The organism is Paenibacillus sp. EKM212P (assembly GCF_011066115.1).
GTDB classification, from domain to species: domain Bacteria; phylum Bacillota; class Bacilli; order Paenibacillales; family Paenibacillaceae; genus Paenibacillus; species Paenibacillus polymyxa_B.
Window position 1 is genome coordinate 587,001 of sequence record NZ_JAAMNR010000002.1, and the last position, 14,809, is coordinate 601,809.

The 14,809-nt window shown below is 47.3% G+C and carries 14 protein-coding genes; 1 reads left to right on the plus strand and 13 read right to left on the minus strand.

Annotated features, from left to right (window positions below; all coding sequences use genetic code 11):
- Positions 1 to 47: 47 nt before the first annotated feature.
- The 8 genes from rpoZ to G9G54_RS08915 all read right to left on the minus strand — a co-directional run bounded on the left by rpoZ (position 48) and on the right by G9G54_RS08915 (position 9,205).
- Positions 48 to 251: a DNA-directed RNA polymerase subunit omega gene (rpoZ, locus tag G9G54_RS08880; protein ID WP_013310893.1), complete on the minus strand. Its 204-nt coding sequence runs from the start codon at positions 249 to 251 to the stop codon at positions 48 to 50.
- A 122-nt stretch (positions 252 to 373) separates the two neighbouring features.
- Positions 374 to 946 carry a guanylate kinase gene (gene gmk, locus G9G54_RS08885; protein WP_061829021.1) on the minus strand — a complete coding sequence of 191 codons (573 nt, stop codon included), beginning with the start codon at positions 944 to 946 and terminating at the stop codon, positions 374 to 376.
- A 14-nt stretch (positions 947 to 960) separates the two neighbouring features.
- The gene (gene remA, locus G9G54_RS08890; protein ID WP_005548256.1) at positions 961 to 1,221 is read right to left on the minus strand and encodes an extracellular matrix/biofilm regulator RemA; all 261 of its coding nucleotides are present in this window, start codon (positions 1,219 to 1,221) and stop codon (positions 961 to 963) included.
- A gap of 56 nt (positions 1,222 to 1,277) precedes the next feature.
- Positions 1,278 to 2,165, minus strand: a complete 888-nt coding sequence (locus G9G54_RS08895; RefSeq protein ID WP_165177372.1) for a YicC/YloC family endoribonuclease — start codon at positions 2,163 to 2,165, stop codon at positions 1,278 to 1,280.
- A gap of 35 nt (positions 2,166 to 2,200) precedes the next feature.
- Positions 2,201 to 4,087 (minus strand): bifunctional homocysteine S-methyltransferase/methylenetetrahydrofolate reductase, encoded by a 1,887-nt coding sequence (locus tag G9G54_RS08900; RefSeq protein ID WP_165177374.1) that lies wholly within the window; start codon positions 4,085 to 4,087, stop codon positions 2,201 to 2,203.
- Between the two features lie 147 nt (positions 4,088 to 4,234).
- Entirely contained in the window at positions 4,235 to 5,257 is a 1,023-nt protein-coding gene (locus G9G54_RS08905; RefSeq protein WP_165177376.1) for a hypothetical protein, read from the minus strand.
- Between the two features lie 206 nt (positions 5,258 to 5,463).
- Positions 5,464 to 6,297, minus strand: coding sequence for a diaminopimelate epimerase (gene dapF, locus G9G54_RS08910; protein WP_165177377.1), 834 nt, complete (start codon positions 6,295 to 6,297; stop codon positions 5,464 to 5,466).
- Between the two features lie 109 nt (positions 6,298 to 6,406).
- Positions 6,407 to 9,205 carry a calcium-translocating P-type ATPase, SERCA-type gene (locus G9G54_RS08915; protein WP_165177379.1) on the minus strand — a complete coding sequence of 933 codons (2,799 nt, stop codon included), beginning with the start codon at positions 9,203 to 9,205 and terminating at the stop codon, positions 6,407 to 6,409.
- Between the two features lie 229 nt (positions 9,206 to 9,434).
- Here G9G54_RS08915 and G9G54_RS08920 point away from each other — a divergent pair, with 229 nt between their 5' ends.
- A complete protein-coding gene (locus G9G54_RS08920) occupies positions 9,435 to 11,180 on the plus strand; it encodes an Rqc2 family fibronectin-binding protein (protein WP_165177380.1) in 1,746 nt (581 codons plus the stop codon).
- Between the two features lie 93 nt (positions 11,181 to 11,273).
- On the opposite strand, the gene G9G54_RS08925 is transcribed toward G9G54_RS08920, so the two are convergent.
- The 5 genes from G9G54_RS08925 to G9G54_RS08945 all read right to left on the minus strand — a co-directional run bounded on the left by G9G54_RS08925 (position 11,274) and on the right by G9G54_RS08945 (position 14,718).
- Complete coding sequence (locus G9G54_RS08925) at positions 11,274 to 12,143, minus strand: PHP domain-containing protein (RefSeq protein ID WP_165177382.1); 870 nt, start codon at positions 12,141 to 12,143, stop codon at positions 11,274 to 11,276.
- Positions 12,143 to 13,099: a selenium metabolism-associated LysR family transcriptional regulator gene (locus G9G54_RS08930; protein ID WP_165177384.1), complete on the minus strand. Its 957-nt coding sequence runs from the start codon at positions 13,097 to 13,099 to the stop codon at positions 12,143 to 12,145. The genes G9G54_RS08925 and G9G54_RS08930 overlap by 1 nt, the downstream gene beginning before the upstream one ends.
- A gap of 210 nt (positions 13,100 to 13,309) precedes the next feature.
- On the minus strand, positions 13,310 to 13,747 hold the full coding sequence (locus tag G9G54_RS08935) for a hypothetical protein (RefSeq protein WP_023989315.1): 438 nt from the start codon (positions 13,745 to 13,747) through the stop codon (positions 13,310 to 13,312).
- 230 nt (positions 13,748 to 13,977) lie between these two features.
- Positions 13,978 to 14,238, minus strand: a complete 261-nt coding sequence (locus G9G54_RS08940; protein ID WP_023989316.1) for a YlbG family protein — start codon at positions 14,236 to 14,238, stop codon at positions 13,978 to 13,980.
- A gap of 39 nt (positions 14,239 to 14,277) precedes the next feature.
- Positions 14,278 to 14,718 (minus strand): YlbF family regulator, encoded by a 441-nt coding sequence (locus G9G54_RS08945; RefSeq protein WP_061829012.1) that lies wholly within the window; start codon positions 14,716 to 14,718, stop codon positions 14,278 to 14,280.
- Positions 14,719 to 14,809: the final 91 nt, after the last annotated feature.

Consider the following 14,809-nt stretch of genomic DNA (forward strand, 5'->3'; position numbering starts at 1 on the left):
TCAAAGGAATTGGCATTGCGCCCGGTTATAATAGTTGTGTATAATTCTTACTCGTCTTCGCCGCTTTCAAGACGCAGATGATCCGCGTAAATCTCTTCCAACGCCACTCCAACCTGTTTGTGGGATTTAGGATTCTTGAGAGTCGTCTTTTCACCCTCGCGCAACTGTCTGGCACGACGTGAAGCCGCTACAACCAACGAATACTTACTATCTGCCTTTTTCATCATTTCATCAATGGAAGGATACAGCACGAATAGACACCTCTTCATGTAGTTTTGGGACTGTATAAGCTGAACTCCAGTGTACACCTTCAAGCTCAGCTTATACAGTATTATTTCTCTTTAAGTACGCTTGGCATATGTAAAGCCCTCGTTTAAGGATGAACCTTACAATGTTCGGCGATAATAATGGATTCTATTCGTTTACAAGCGAAATCAATCTCATCATTGACGACCGCATAATCATAGTGACGCAACAAATTCATTTCATCCACAGCTACCGACATACGGTGGTCTATGGTCGCTTGAGTTTCTGTGCCCCGTCCCCGGATTCTATCCTTTAATTCGTCTAGCGAAGGCGGAAGCAGAAAAATGAATATGCCTTCTGGAAATTTTTCTTTAACCTTTAGCGCTCCCTGAACTTCAATCTCCAGAAAAATATCTTTTCCCTGCGCAAGGGTCTGATCTACAAAATCACGTGGAGTACCATAATAGTTCCCTACATACTCAGCATACTCCAGCATTTCATCTCGTTCAATCATACCCAAAAATTCTTCACGCGTTTTAAAAAAATAGGTCACTCCATCCTGTTCGCCTGAACGAGGTGTTCGAGTTGTAGCAGAAACGGAGTATGTTATCTCTGGTAGCTTCTCACGCAATGCGTTGCCTACCGTCCCTTTACCGACACCCGAAGGTCCGGATATTACAAATAATAATCCCTTAGCCATAGTACACTCCATTTTTATTCGTCATTGTCATCATCTTTAGTGGATAGGCGATGAGCGACCGTCTCCGGCTGCACCGCAGACAGGATTACATGATCACTGTCTGTAATAATAACAGCCCGCGTCCGGCGGCCATAGGTAGCATCAATTAGCATATGACGGTCCCTGGCTTCCTGTATAATCCGCTTGATCGGAGCAGACTCCGGACTGACGATGGAGATAATTCGGTTGGCCGACACGATATTGCCGAAACCAATATTGATCAATTTGATTGCCATATTCAGGTCTTTCCCCCTATACATGTGACTCTTGCAGCCGTGCCGCTACCAGGTAGCTACTCAATATTTGCAGCCTGCTCACGAATTTTCTCGAGCTCTGCTTTCATCTCAACGACCAAATTAACCAATGTGAGATGATTGGCCTTGGAGCCGATCGTGTTGACTTCCCTGTTCATTTCCTGGATTAAAAAATCTAATTTGCGACCGGCCGGCTCGTCTGACAGCAGCAATCCCTTGCACTGTCCAAAGTGACTTTGAAGCCGGGTAAGTTCCTCGTCAATATTGCTGCGATCCGCGAATAACGCAATCTCCATTCCGAACTTATGTTCATCAAGCGTAAATGAACCGTCCTGAAGCTCTTTAAGCCTGTGTTTCAGCCTGTTACGGTAGTCGCTCACAACATGAGGAGCCAGCACCGTCATTTCATGATGCAGAGATTCCAGACGTAAAATACGGGATTCCAAATCTTGCGCCAAATGCCCGCCTTCTCGCCTTCTCATCTCCAGTAAACCTTGCAAAGCTTCATTCAAAGCCCGCTGTAGTTGCTCTTCCCAGTCCTCTTCATCTCCATGGCAAGCCTCTCCAGGCTCACCCAGAACGTCAGGCAAAGCAAGAATATCGCTTATCCCTAACGTTCCTTTCACTCCATAACGATCCGCCAGCTGCTCCGCTGCATGCAGGTAAGCCTGCACCACAGTGTCATTCAACCGCGCGGCGGGCATCTGTTCTTCATCACGTTCCCTGTGGATGAAGACATCGATACGACCGCGTTTAATCTGCTGTTGAACCGTTCTTCTCAAGCCATCTTCGTATCGAGTCCATTCGCGCGGAATTCTCATCATCACTTCGCAATAGCGGTGATTCACCGATTTCAATTCCAAGCGCACTTTATAGCCCTCATAATGAAGGATGGCTTGACCGTATCCGGTCATACTCAATGACATCGGCATCACATCCATTATACTATTGTAATTGATTATTATAGTCGAAACAAGGGGGCCTGTACGCGGCCTGATTTTTGCCATACGTAAGAAGTCAATTCAGCTGTCATTTCATAGAACATAAATGGAGTCATAAAATAGATACCATTAAAATGTTCCATTGCCGTATCAAGTAACTCCTTGGCAATAGACACGCCCATTGCTCGTCCTTCCGGACCCTCAAGACCAGACATACGTGCACGTACCTCATCGGATAACTGAATCCCCGGTACTTCATTGTGCAAGTATTCTGCATTGCGCCCACTAGCCAGCGGCATAATACCGATAAAAATCGGTACTTCCAAATGTCGTGTCGCTTCCGCGATGGCTGCAATCAACTCGTGGTCGTATACGGGCTGAGTCATAACATAATCGGCTCCGGAGGCAATCTTCTTCTCCAACCGCTGTACGGCTTTACCCAAATGCTTGACATTAGGATTAAATGCGGCACCTACCACAAAATTAGCTTTCTGCTTCAGTGGCTTACCGGAAAATGCGACACCATCATTTAATTGCTTGATCATGCGTATGATTTCAAAAGAGGTCATATCATACACCGAACTGGCGCCTGGCAAATCACCGAACCGCGCCGGATCTCCAGTAACCGCCAGTACATGGTCAATACCGAGCGCGTCAAAACCCATCATGTGGGATTGAGTACCAATCAGATTGCGATCACGACATGCTATATGAATTAATGGGCGCAAGCCTGTTTCAATACTGACCAAATGTCCAAGCGCCATGTTGCTCATGCGAGTGACTGCAAGCGAATTGTCAGCTAGTGTAAGCGCGTCGGCCCCTGCTTTCTTCAATGCATGAGCACCTTGCATAAACCTTGTAATGTCCAGATCGCGCGGAGGATCCAGTTCTACAATGACCGTATGTCGTTCCTTAACCAGATCCACAATATTGGGCTCGCTGGTATGTCTGCCATTTCCTCGTTCCTCTTCATCTGCAATCTGCTCTACCACTTGAAAGGACTCTTTCGACAAAGCTTCTTTTGAAGCCAGCGGAGGCGGTTGCAAACGGTTCAAGGCTTTGGAGATAGCTGCAATATGGTCCGGTGTAGTTCCGCAGCAACCACCGAGCAGCCTCGTCCCCAGGTCTACAAAGGACTTGGCACATTCTCCAAAATATTCAGGTGATGCACCGTATACATAGTGACCGTCCACATAATCTGCTAGTCCTGCATTCGGATATACGGACAGCGGTACAGACAAAGGGCCGTCCAGCTGCTCCATTACACTCATAATTCCCTGCGGACCCGAGTGACAGTTAAATCCAAGGATGTCTGCCCCCTCATTACGCAGCACCGAAAAAGCTTCCGCCACCAAAAAACCATCCTGGGTACGACCAACCTGATCAACTGCAAACTGACAAATTACCGGAATGTCACTGTATTTACGTACACTGTGAAGCGCAATGCGTATTTCATCCAGTGAATAAAACGTTTCGCACAAAATGCCGTCGACTCCTTCGGAGAGAAGGGCATCAATTTGCTGCTCATAGTTTCTTGCCAGCTCCAGCTTTGATATGTTAAGCCGTTTGCCCCCACATATGGAACCCACCGCACCTACCACATAATGTTCAGGTCCGGCCGCAGCTCTGGCAATTCTCACACCGGCACGATTGATCTCTTCTACCTTAGATTCCAATCCAAACCGGGCTAACTTATAATCATTTGCAGAAAATGTATTAGTCTCCAGCAATCGAGCTCCTGCACTTAAATATTGAGCATGCACGTCTGATATAACGTCAGGCGAAGTGATGTTCAGTTCTTCGAAAGACGTATTTACTGGAAATCCTAGCTGGTATAAAAAAGTCCCCATTGCGCCGTCTCCGACAATAATTTCACGATTCAGCACAGTACGCAAATCCGGTTTCATGTCCTCTGCTCCACCCCGCTCTTTATTTTCATACTAATGTAACATAAAGAGACTACAAACATAAGCCAAAAACAAAAAAAGCCGCCCCACTCCCCGACAATATGATATCAGGAGTGAAGCGGCTTAATTTATCTTTTCTATTTCCTACTACATTTTCCCATCGGAAGAATGGAGAGAGTAAGCGTAAAAAGTCCCTTTTTTATTCACTTTAGCCACAATAGAATCCGTTCCCTTTTGCTGCTTGGAGAACGTATATTGATTCCCTTGAACTTTCACTTTATAACCGGTCAAATTGATATTAAACAACATCTGAGCCTTGGGCTTGACTAGCTTCAAAGCTTCTGAGGCAGTATATTTCGGGCTTGCAAATGTTTTTTTGAAATCTGCGTCATCGTTCCAGTCTACCCCATAGGTGGATACGGCCAGCACTTTACCGGTTACCGCGCTAATTTTGACCTCACTCGCCTCGTTTGCATCCTCAAACGACCAGTATGAAAGTCCCTTCGTCTCGTCCTTGTACCGTGAAGCGTGCTGTACCTTGATTCGCTGTCCACTCACACGCTTAAATGTGTTCATTGCACGGTTCAGTAACACAGGGTCCACCTGCTTCAGGGCATAGTCCGCGTTGATGGTAATAGCGTTACCTCGATCCACATCCACATACAACGAGGAAGCCTGTTCTCCTGCACCCCAAAACACCCAGTAATTTGAAGGCTTGTTGGACTGATAAGGGGATTTGACCCGCCAAAATGCTTCAAATTGCAGAGGACGCTTGCTGTCAAACGCTTTGGCGCTGTTTAGCACTTTCGTCTTGAGTGGCGCGTTCATCGCCTTTCCCAAGCTGCTTATTTTATATCGTATGGTTGTAGAATCCACTCTGTTTTTTTCTTTATTATATTCTGTCTGCAACGTAGCAGTTCCGTCTTCCAGTTCGCCCTCTACAATCCAGGTTTTCCCCATATCTGTCACATCGTCAAATTGAAATGCTGTCTTTGAACCAATGAGTTCTTGCACCGCTTTTTCTAAACGGCTTACCACTGTCGGAGTTAGCGAGCCAACCTGCTTATCCGTCGTTTCCGCGGCAGCAGGAATGGTCGCCGCCTGAACCGGAAGCGCGGTGGCTACAAATATGAGGACTACAACTGCTGAAATCCAACGAAATTTCCGCACTATGAACGGCCTCCTTATTGTTTTTTCATTTTCTATATTATACATCGTTCAGGCGCCAAAAAAAGACAGAATATTGCCTTCTTCATCGTATTCCTTGTATACAGGGGCATGTAAGTCCAAAAAAAGAAGACCTCTAAGGTCTTCTTTTCACTCACTTCTATACGATTCATAGGCCAGTTACACGCTACCTTTATAATTCACATGATTCAGAACAGACGACCTTCGTACACGAGCTCAGCCGGGCCCGTCATATATATGTGATTATCTTCCTCGCTCCATTCGATATCCAGATCGCCGCCCTTCAGACTTACAATGGCGTGACGGTCGCTGTATCCGTTTAGTACAGAAGCAACAAGCGTAGCACAGGCTCCGGTTCCACAAGCTAGCGTTGGTCCGGCTCCCCTCTCCCATACTCTCATATCTATATGCTTCCGGCTACGTACCGTGGCGAACTCAACATTTGTTTTTTTAGGGAACAACGGATGGCATTCCAGCTTCGGCCCCCAGGCTTCCAGATCAAAGCTTGGCGCATCCTCCACATAAATGACACAGTGCGGATTCCCCATAGATACAGCCGTAAAGCGAAAACCACTTCCTCCAGCTTCAATAGGCTCGTTAATTACGCTAGTCCGCTCTAGTGTAGTTGGAATTTTCAAACCCTCAAGAATCGGCTCTCCCATATCTACCTTCACCATACGAACAAGTCCGTTCTCTACAGTTAGTTCCACCTGCTGCACACCTGCGCCCAGAGTCTCGATCGTGATCTGTTCACGGTTGATATGTTTACGGTCATATACGTATTTGGCAGCACAACGGATAGCATTACCACATTGCTCGGCCTCCGAGCCGTCCGAGTTAATGATGCGCATGCAGAAATCCGCTTTCTCTGACGGCAATATATATACCAACCCATCGGCGCCAACACCAAAATGTCGATCACATAGCCGAACAGCTAATTCCGAGGCGTCAGACGGCAAATCCTGATGCCCAAACCAAACGATAAAATCATTACCTAGACCGTTCATTTTTGTGAATTCCATAGCTTACCTCCGCCGTTGCTGCTGATATCATGTTCCTCATGAAGCTTTGATCCCATGATATCATACAGGGCAATAGTGGGAAAGCGATGCGGTATGCATGATCCGATTACTAGGCTGAAAACTTCGTACGTCCTGCTGAAAAGTGTGTATTTCCGCCGCGACGACGGTTGCGTCGACCGCCCCATACACTTCCCGCTCCCATAAGAAACGTAGGAATCCCGGCTGCCACAATGGATAGCGCCCACTCACGCAATCCAAGCGGTACCGTTTTGAAAATAGGTTGCAGCACAGGCACGTACATAACCACCAGCATCAGCACTACGGAGGAGAGCACGGCAAGCACGAGATAACTATTTTGAAACGGATTACGATGGAAAATAGAACGGGAACTGCGGCAATCAAATACATGAATTAACTGTGCCAAGACTAGCGTAGCAAAGGCAACGGACTGTGCTTTGATCAATTGTCCTGCGTCATCCGGTGCAATACGTAATGTCAGCCAGAAGGCCGCTAGCGTACATAAACCAATCAACAAGCCACGACTAATGATTTTCCAGCCCAATCGACGAGCAAAAATATTTTCCTTTGCGCCACGAGGTTTGTGCTCCATGAGATCCTTTTCTGGCTGGTCCACCCCCAAAGCCATCGCTGGTAGGCCATCTGTCACCAGATTCACCCATAAAATCTGGATCGGTAACAAAGGTAATGGCAGCCCGGCCATCATGGCAAAAAACATCGTCAAAATCTCACCAACATTGGAGGCGAGTAGATAACGGATAAATTTACGGATATTCTCGTAAATATTCCGTCCTTCCTCAATTGCGGCTACAATGGTTGAGAAATTATCATCACTCAGAACAAGCGCAGCCGCTTCTTTGGTCACGTCCGTCCCCGTAATGCCCATGGCAATACCGATGTCCGACGCCTTTATCGCTGGAGCGTCATTGACACCATCTCCGGTCATGGCTACGACATGTCCGCGTCTTTGCAGCGACTTAACGATCCGTAGCTTGTGCTCCGGCGAAACTCGTGCATACACAGAGACGGTATCAACGGCTTTGTCCAGCGCCGCATCATCCATCGCAGACAATTCCTGTCCTGTCAACACATGGGATCCGCGCTGAAGAATGCCCAGCTGCTGTGCAATGGCCTCTGCAGTTGTACCGTGATCTCCGGTAATCATCACAGTGCGAATGCCAGCACGACGGCACTTGCCAATGGCTTCGCGAACCTCACGACGTGGCGGATCAATCATGCCTGTCAGCCCAATAAAGATCAGCTGTGCTTCAGCCTCCTCAACCGTGGAGACACGCTCATGCGAGCGAATATCACGGTAAGCGACACCAAGTACACGTAGCGCCTCCGAGGCCATTCCTTCGTTAGCCGCCAGTACCTTTTGGCGCAGCGTACCCGTTAACGGAACGACATTTCCTTCCCATAAAATATAGGAACACTGACCCAGCAGTACATCCGGGGCACCTTTGGCAAAGACAATGTGTCCTCCCTGGTGGCGTACGAGTACCGACATTCGCTTCCGATCCGAGTCAAAAGGAAATTCTCGTTCCCTTGTGTACAGCTCATATAGCCCTTGTCGCGTGATTCCGCCCTTGGCAGCTAACGTGATCAGCGCTCCTTCCGTCGGATCACCCTTCAGCTCCCAAACGGCGGACGGCGTCGGCTCTTTGGTTTTCTTTTTCGAACGTAGCTCCTCTGTATCGGCTTGAACAATTTCCGCATTGTTGCAAAGCACACTGGCTTGCAGTAGTCTACGCAGAGATTGTCCGTTTTTAAGATCGGCAGGAAGGTCTCTGTCCATAATATGCCCGTGTGGGTCATAGCCCTCTCCCGTAACTCCCCAGAAACGACCGTCCAGCCATAGCTTGGTGACTGTCATTTTATTTTGGGTCAGGGTACCCGTTTTGTCGGAACAAATGACAGATGCACAGCCGAGCGTTTCAACAGAAGGCAGCTTACGTACAATCGCCTTTCGTTTAATCATACGCTGCACACCCAATGCGAGCGCAATCGTCACAATAGCTGGCAACCCTTCCGGTATAGCCGCCACAGCCAAGCTCACTCCAGCCAAGAACATGCTCATGGCTGGCTGTCCATGTAAAATGCCTGCTACGACAACGAGCACCGTTAGCGCCAACGCTACGATAATCAAAATTTTGCCCAATTGCTCCAATCTGTGCTGCAACGGTGTCTCCTGCGACTCCGTATTTTCAATCAAGTCTGCGATCTTACCCATTTCGGTACTCATACCTGTACGTATAACCATTCCTTGTGCGGTTCCTCTGGTCATCATCGTGCCCATAAAACCGATGTTTTTTTGATCCCCGAGTGGTACTTCGGCGGCATGAATAGGGCGGCAATGCTTACTCACCGGAACTGATTCACCTGTCAGGGCAGACTCCTCTACATCACAGCCGTTCGTGCTCAACCACCTTACATCTGCGGGAATGCGATCACCACTTTCCAGCAGCACAATATCACCCGGCACCAGTTCTCTGGCCTGAACTTGAATTCGTTTGCCGCCCCGCAACACTTTGGCGGTTGGGGCCGACAGTTGTCTCAAAGCTCGCAATGAACGCTCAGCTCTGAATTCTTGTACAAAGCCGAGAATTCCATTCAGTACAACAATAGCAATAATGGTAATCGCGTCCAAATATTCGCCAAGCAGTCCGGATATCAGGGTCGCTCCCATCAATACAAGCATCATAAAATCCTTGAACTGATTGAGCAGCAGCAAGATTGCCGAAACTCGCTTCCCCTCGCTCAGCTCATTCCATCCTGACCTTTCTCTTCGTTCCGCAAGCTGTTCCTCCGAAAGACCCTGCTTCGGGTCGACTTCCAGACTTGTTGAAAGCTGTTCATTGCTTAATTGGTGCCAGTGTGCTTGTTCCATTCTCCCCAATTCCCTCCCGGTCAGATAGTCCGTTTCCGTCGGTTGTGCGTAGGATGGCTGCCCGTTATTATATTTTTGTGCCGCGATTGCTGATAAGCTGGACAGACTTTCTAGATTCAATCTATTCGGACAGGACCTGAAATATCACAAAGCCGCTTAAGTTTTGTCCCAAAGTTATGTATCATAGAAGGAAGGCGAAAATACATTTGCTTCAAAGGAGAACATAATTATGGCATTGGACGGAATCGTAACCCGCGCTATCGTACACGAACTGCAAGGCATCCGGGGCGGGCGCATTAATAAAATACATCAGCCAAATGATCGAGATATCGTGCTGAATCTGCGGGCACAAGGCGGAAGCGTAAAGCTGCTGCTGTCGGCTAATCCGACCTTCCCGCGTGTACATTTTACAGAACAAAGCTTTCTTAATCCGACAGAAGCCCCTATGTTTTGCATGCTCCTTCGCAAGCATTGCGAAGGAGGCGTTATTGAGAAAATCACGCAGGTGGGCATGGAGCGTATTATTCACATGGATATACGTCAACGTGATGAACTGGGAGATATTTCACTCAAACGAATTATCATTGAACTGATGGGTAGACACAGCAACATTATTTTGCTTGACCCGGAAACAGGCGTGATGCTGGATGGCATTCATCATGTCACACCGTCTATCAGCAGCTATCGGGTCATTATGCCTGGCTTTCAATACACGGAACCTCCTGCACAAAACAAGCTGAATCCATTAGAAACGGAAGAGGCAGCCTTCATATCCTCGTATCAAACAGCGATCGAGGCCGAAGAAGCTCCCAAACGCTGGATCGTGAACACTTTTACTGGACTCAGTCCCCTCATTGCTGAAGAGATACTAACTCGAGTAACTAATGAAGTATCTGGTGATAGTGATCGTTCACTATGGAGGACATTCAGTCACATCATGGATGACGTGCGGAATCATCGTTTTCAGCCAGTATCTGGACTAAACGCACAAGAAAAAGTGATATTTTCAGCCATTCCACTGACGTTGATCCAAGAAGAACGTAAGGAGTACGCTACTATCAGTGAGTGTATGGAGGACTTCTTCGGTGAAAAAGCAGAACGGGATACAGTTAAGCAAAAGGTCAGTGACCTACTGCGGTTTCTGCAAAACGAGCGGAGTAAAAACGTAAAAAAACTCGACTATCTCCATCAGGATTTGGCCGAGGCGGAAGATGCGGATCAATTTCGCGTTTATGGAGAGCTGCTATTCGCTTCGCTGCATGAGGTGAAAAAAGGGGACAAAGAAGTGACGCTCACCAACTTTTATGATGAGGAACAGCGTCCAATGACCATCCCACTGGACCCGCTACTCAACCCATCGGATAATGCACAACGGTATTTTAAAAAATACAACAAATATAAAAACAGCTTGGCTGTCATTGACGAACAACTGGAGAAAACGCACGAAGAAATCCGTTATATGGACAATCTTCTTCAGCAGCTAGCCCACGCCTCTATGAATGACATTGAGGAAATACGTGAAGAACTGGTTCAGCAGGGCTATCTCAGAGATCGGGTCAAAAAAGGAAAGAAAAAGAAGAAAAACGACCGTCCAACCCTGCACGTCTATACATCATCCGAAGGTATCGAGTTACTGGTCGGCAAAAACAACTTGCAAAATGAATATGTGACAAATCGACTGGCCGGACCAAATGACACCTGGCTGCACACAAAGGATATTCCGGGGTCACACGTCGTTATTCGTGCTGAGCAATTCGGGGATACGACGCTGGAGGAAGCAGCTCAACTCGCCGCCTACTTTAGCCAGGCCAAGCAGTCCAGCAGTGTGCCTGTGGACGCCACCCTGATTCGGCATGTACGTAAGCCCAGCGGAGCCAAGCCCGGCTTTGTCATCTACGACCATCAGCGTACGCTCTTCATTACACCCGATGAGGAACTGGTCAAAAAGCTGCCGAATCGCATCAAAAACGGCTAAGTCCCACCGGCCTATTGAATCCACAAAAAAAGCCCTTTGTTCTTTGCACGATACACTTCTTGTGTTCCATGCATAAGGCAAGGGGCTTTTTATTTACTTTTGTCCAACAGCAGCCTTCCTCAATTCCTCGACAACCTGATCTTCCACACTACGGCTACCCAGATCACCGTGGAAAATAACACCTTGGCGTGCACCGTGAAAATCCGAGCCGCCAGTTGCAATGAGCCCATATTGTGCCGCCATCGCAGTATATCGGCTCTCAGCCTCAGCATCATGGTCCGAATGTCGCACCTCCAAGCCCACAGGCTTCGCCTCCTCTATAATAGAGCGAACCAGCTCATCATTTCCGTATAAGCCAGGGTGAGCCACCACAGGAACCCCTCCTGCTTCACGAATCCAGTTTATGGCCTCCGCAGGCTCTACACGGGGTACAGACACATATCCGGGTGCTCCTTCCGCCAAGTAACGGTCAAACGCATCCCGCATATCCTTCGCATATCCCTTTTGAACCAGCGTATCTGCCATATGTGGACGTCCAATGCTTTCATCTGGTGCCAGCGGTCTGCCCATCGTAGCCACCACTTCATCCAGTGTGATTTCCACGCCCAGACTACGCAATTGACTCAAAATCAAATCATTACGGGTATCCCGCGCCTGGCGAAGCTTTTCCAACCGCTCCAAAAACACTTTATTGCGGTAATCCATAAAATAACCGAGTATATGAATATCCTTACCGCCAGCTCGAGTACTAATTTCCACTCCTGGCACCACAGTAATTACTATGCGTTTTCCTTCCTTCAGAGCTTCCTCCAGACCAGCTACCGTATCATGATCTGTAATGGCCACACCTGCCAGTCCTTTTTCCTTGGCCCAGCGCACATTATCTGCGGGTGGCTGCATGCCGTCAGATGCTTGGGTGTGTGTATGTAAATCATATCGTTTTACGTTAATCTGCTCCTTCATTATACATCCCCCTTCTCTTTCACCTTCGCCAGCTCGTCCTGCGAGTCCCTCAGCACGTCCGTTCCCTGATCATGACGACGCAAGTAAGACAGGAAGGTGACTACCGGAATCGGCAACAACGCCGACTTCAAATGAATTGCATAAAATTCTCGTTTGAACGTGATATCTGAAATGTTCACAATTTTCAACAAACCGAGCGCAACTTCATGCTTCACCGAAGAAGGTGATAGCATGGTAATACCCAGTCCAGCCTCCACCGCCGATTTAACCGCTCCAGTGCTCCCCATCTCCATTACAATACCAAGTCGAGAGGCATCCACACCACGACTTTTCAGCTCATCTTCTATCACTTGACGTGTACCAGATCCCTTTTCTCTGGCTACAAAGGGATGCTTAAACACATCTTCCAGAACCACTTTTTTAGCCTTGGCCAGCGCATGTCCTGAAGGCACAATCAGTTTCAGTTCGTCCTGCATTACAGGTTCTACCACGATATCCGGATGCTGGACTGGGGCCTCAATCAGTCCTAAATTCAACTGATGTTTTAGTATATCATCCATAATTTGAGTCGTATTCATCACATTCATTGCCATGCGTATATGAGGGTATTCCTGGCCAAACGGCCCCAACATTCTTGGTACAATATACTCACCAATCGTTAGGCTGGCGCCAATATGCAATCTTCCCTCCAGCATGTGAGTAAAAGCAGACATCGCCTCGTCAGCTTCCCTAATCAGTTGCATGCTTTTTTTCGCAAAAGGTAGTAGTGTCGCTCCCGCCTCTGAAAGCTCGATTTTTTTAGTCGAACGTTGCAGCAGCTTCGTGCCGAAATAATCTTCCAAAGACTGAATTTGCATCGTCACCGCAGGTTGTGTCATATGCAGCGCTTGTGCCGCCGCCGAAAAGCTCCCACGCTCCGCTACGGTATAAAAAATGTGCAACTGATGAAAGTTCATACTGACAGCCCTCTCCCCTCTGATCTCTCTATTTTACCATAAGAAAAACATCTGTCGAAGCATTTCCAAGTAAACCTACTGAATTGGGGGAGTTTTATTGCTGGAAATAAAAAAAGCATGCAGCTGATAACTGCATACTTTCTACTCAAAATTGACGGTAATCATAAATTCGGAGATTTTTTCATCTAGAGCCGACCGCCCAATCACCGTCTATTTTTGCTTACGAGTGCTTTTCATCAGTGTCATGCGTCGCGAATGGCGTAGCCATGAATAGTATGACTTCAAATCCCTTAATTCAATGGTCTCCGACATTCGACCCAAAAAGGTAATGACAATCATCTTGTGAAGCGGATTCCCCGCAATATCCATCTCGCCGGGCAACTCTCCAAATTCGGCCACGACGACCAGATCACCATCAATTAAATATACATCCTCTTCGTTATGATAGTAGGACTCCATCCTGTTTTGCTTCAGGCATTCCCAAAGCCAGGCGGCGATATGATTCGTCTCGGACTGTTTCTGCTCTATTCGATCTAAGTAGCGAGTTTTCGCATGATTTGTAATCACGATATCGGCGACTTTTTTATCGCCCATCTCCACGTAGAACGGTTCGTATGTACTCCATCGCTGCATTGCTTTGTCACGCACGGGATCACTCTCCCCACCAGATAGGTCTTTATATCTACCAATATATTCATATGTTACCTCAACAGACCCGGGACTACAAGTTACAAAATTGAAGTTTATGGGCGGTTTTTAAAGATTTTTTAGGTCTAACAGCATTAAGACCATTATGCAAAAGTCCTGACTTTACAAAAAAAAGCCAGCCCGTAGGCTGACCTTTTAAGAATATTTTACAATTTATAGATATTAGAAACTTATATTTCATATTCTTTCATCTTTTCCTTATCGTCGTTGTACTCCGTCCTAATCTCATTTCGAAAAGAACGCTCGACCTTACGCACATAGGAAAGTCTACGAATATTTTTAACGGTGTCTTCTGCCCGATCCGCATTCATATATATAACTACATAATGCATACGCTTTGAAATAAAGTGGACATTTCCGTATTTCTCCAGATTGCGGGCAGCCTTGATATCGCTTACCCAAATGATGTACCCTGTCCGCTCGGCAAACATTCGCTTCATCTCCCCTCCACTCGGTATCATTCCTATGACCTATCCACAGGAGCATTTCCCTCCGCTGCCACATCCGCCCTTTTTCACATTCGGATCATTGCTCGGCACCTTAATGGTCTCGGACACGGAATATGCAATCGTTTCAGACATGGCATGAAGCATATCATCCAGCGCCTTTTCGGCTCGTTTGAACTCCTTAACCTCCACGAATTGTTCCAGTTCCAGCTCAACGACCTGCACTGCATCCTTCGCTTCATGATAGTTCGGATGAAAATGCCCAAAACGCTCCGTTTCCGCGAATAGCTCCTTTTTGGCATCCAGCTTGCGTACACACGCCTGAATAGACGGATTCAATTCCACACGCTGTTTCCAATATAAATAATCCGATACCTCAAAGGATCGGTTGACCATATCGCCCAATTCATAGGCGTTAATAAGCACTTCTGCCATATTGACCGTATTCAATTCGGCTACGCTCATGAATGTTCATCTCACTTTATATAAAGTTCTACCCAGTAAAAGTAGACTCATTTATCATACCACATCCTTCTTTTGAGAAGAAGGAGTTTCA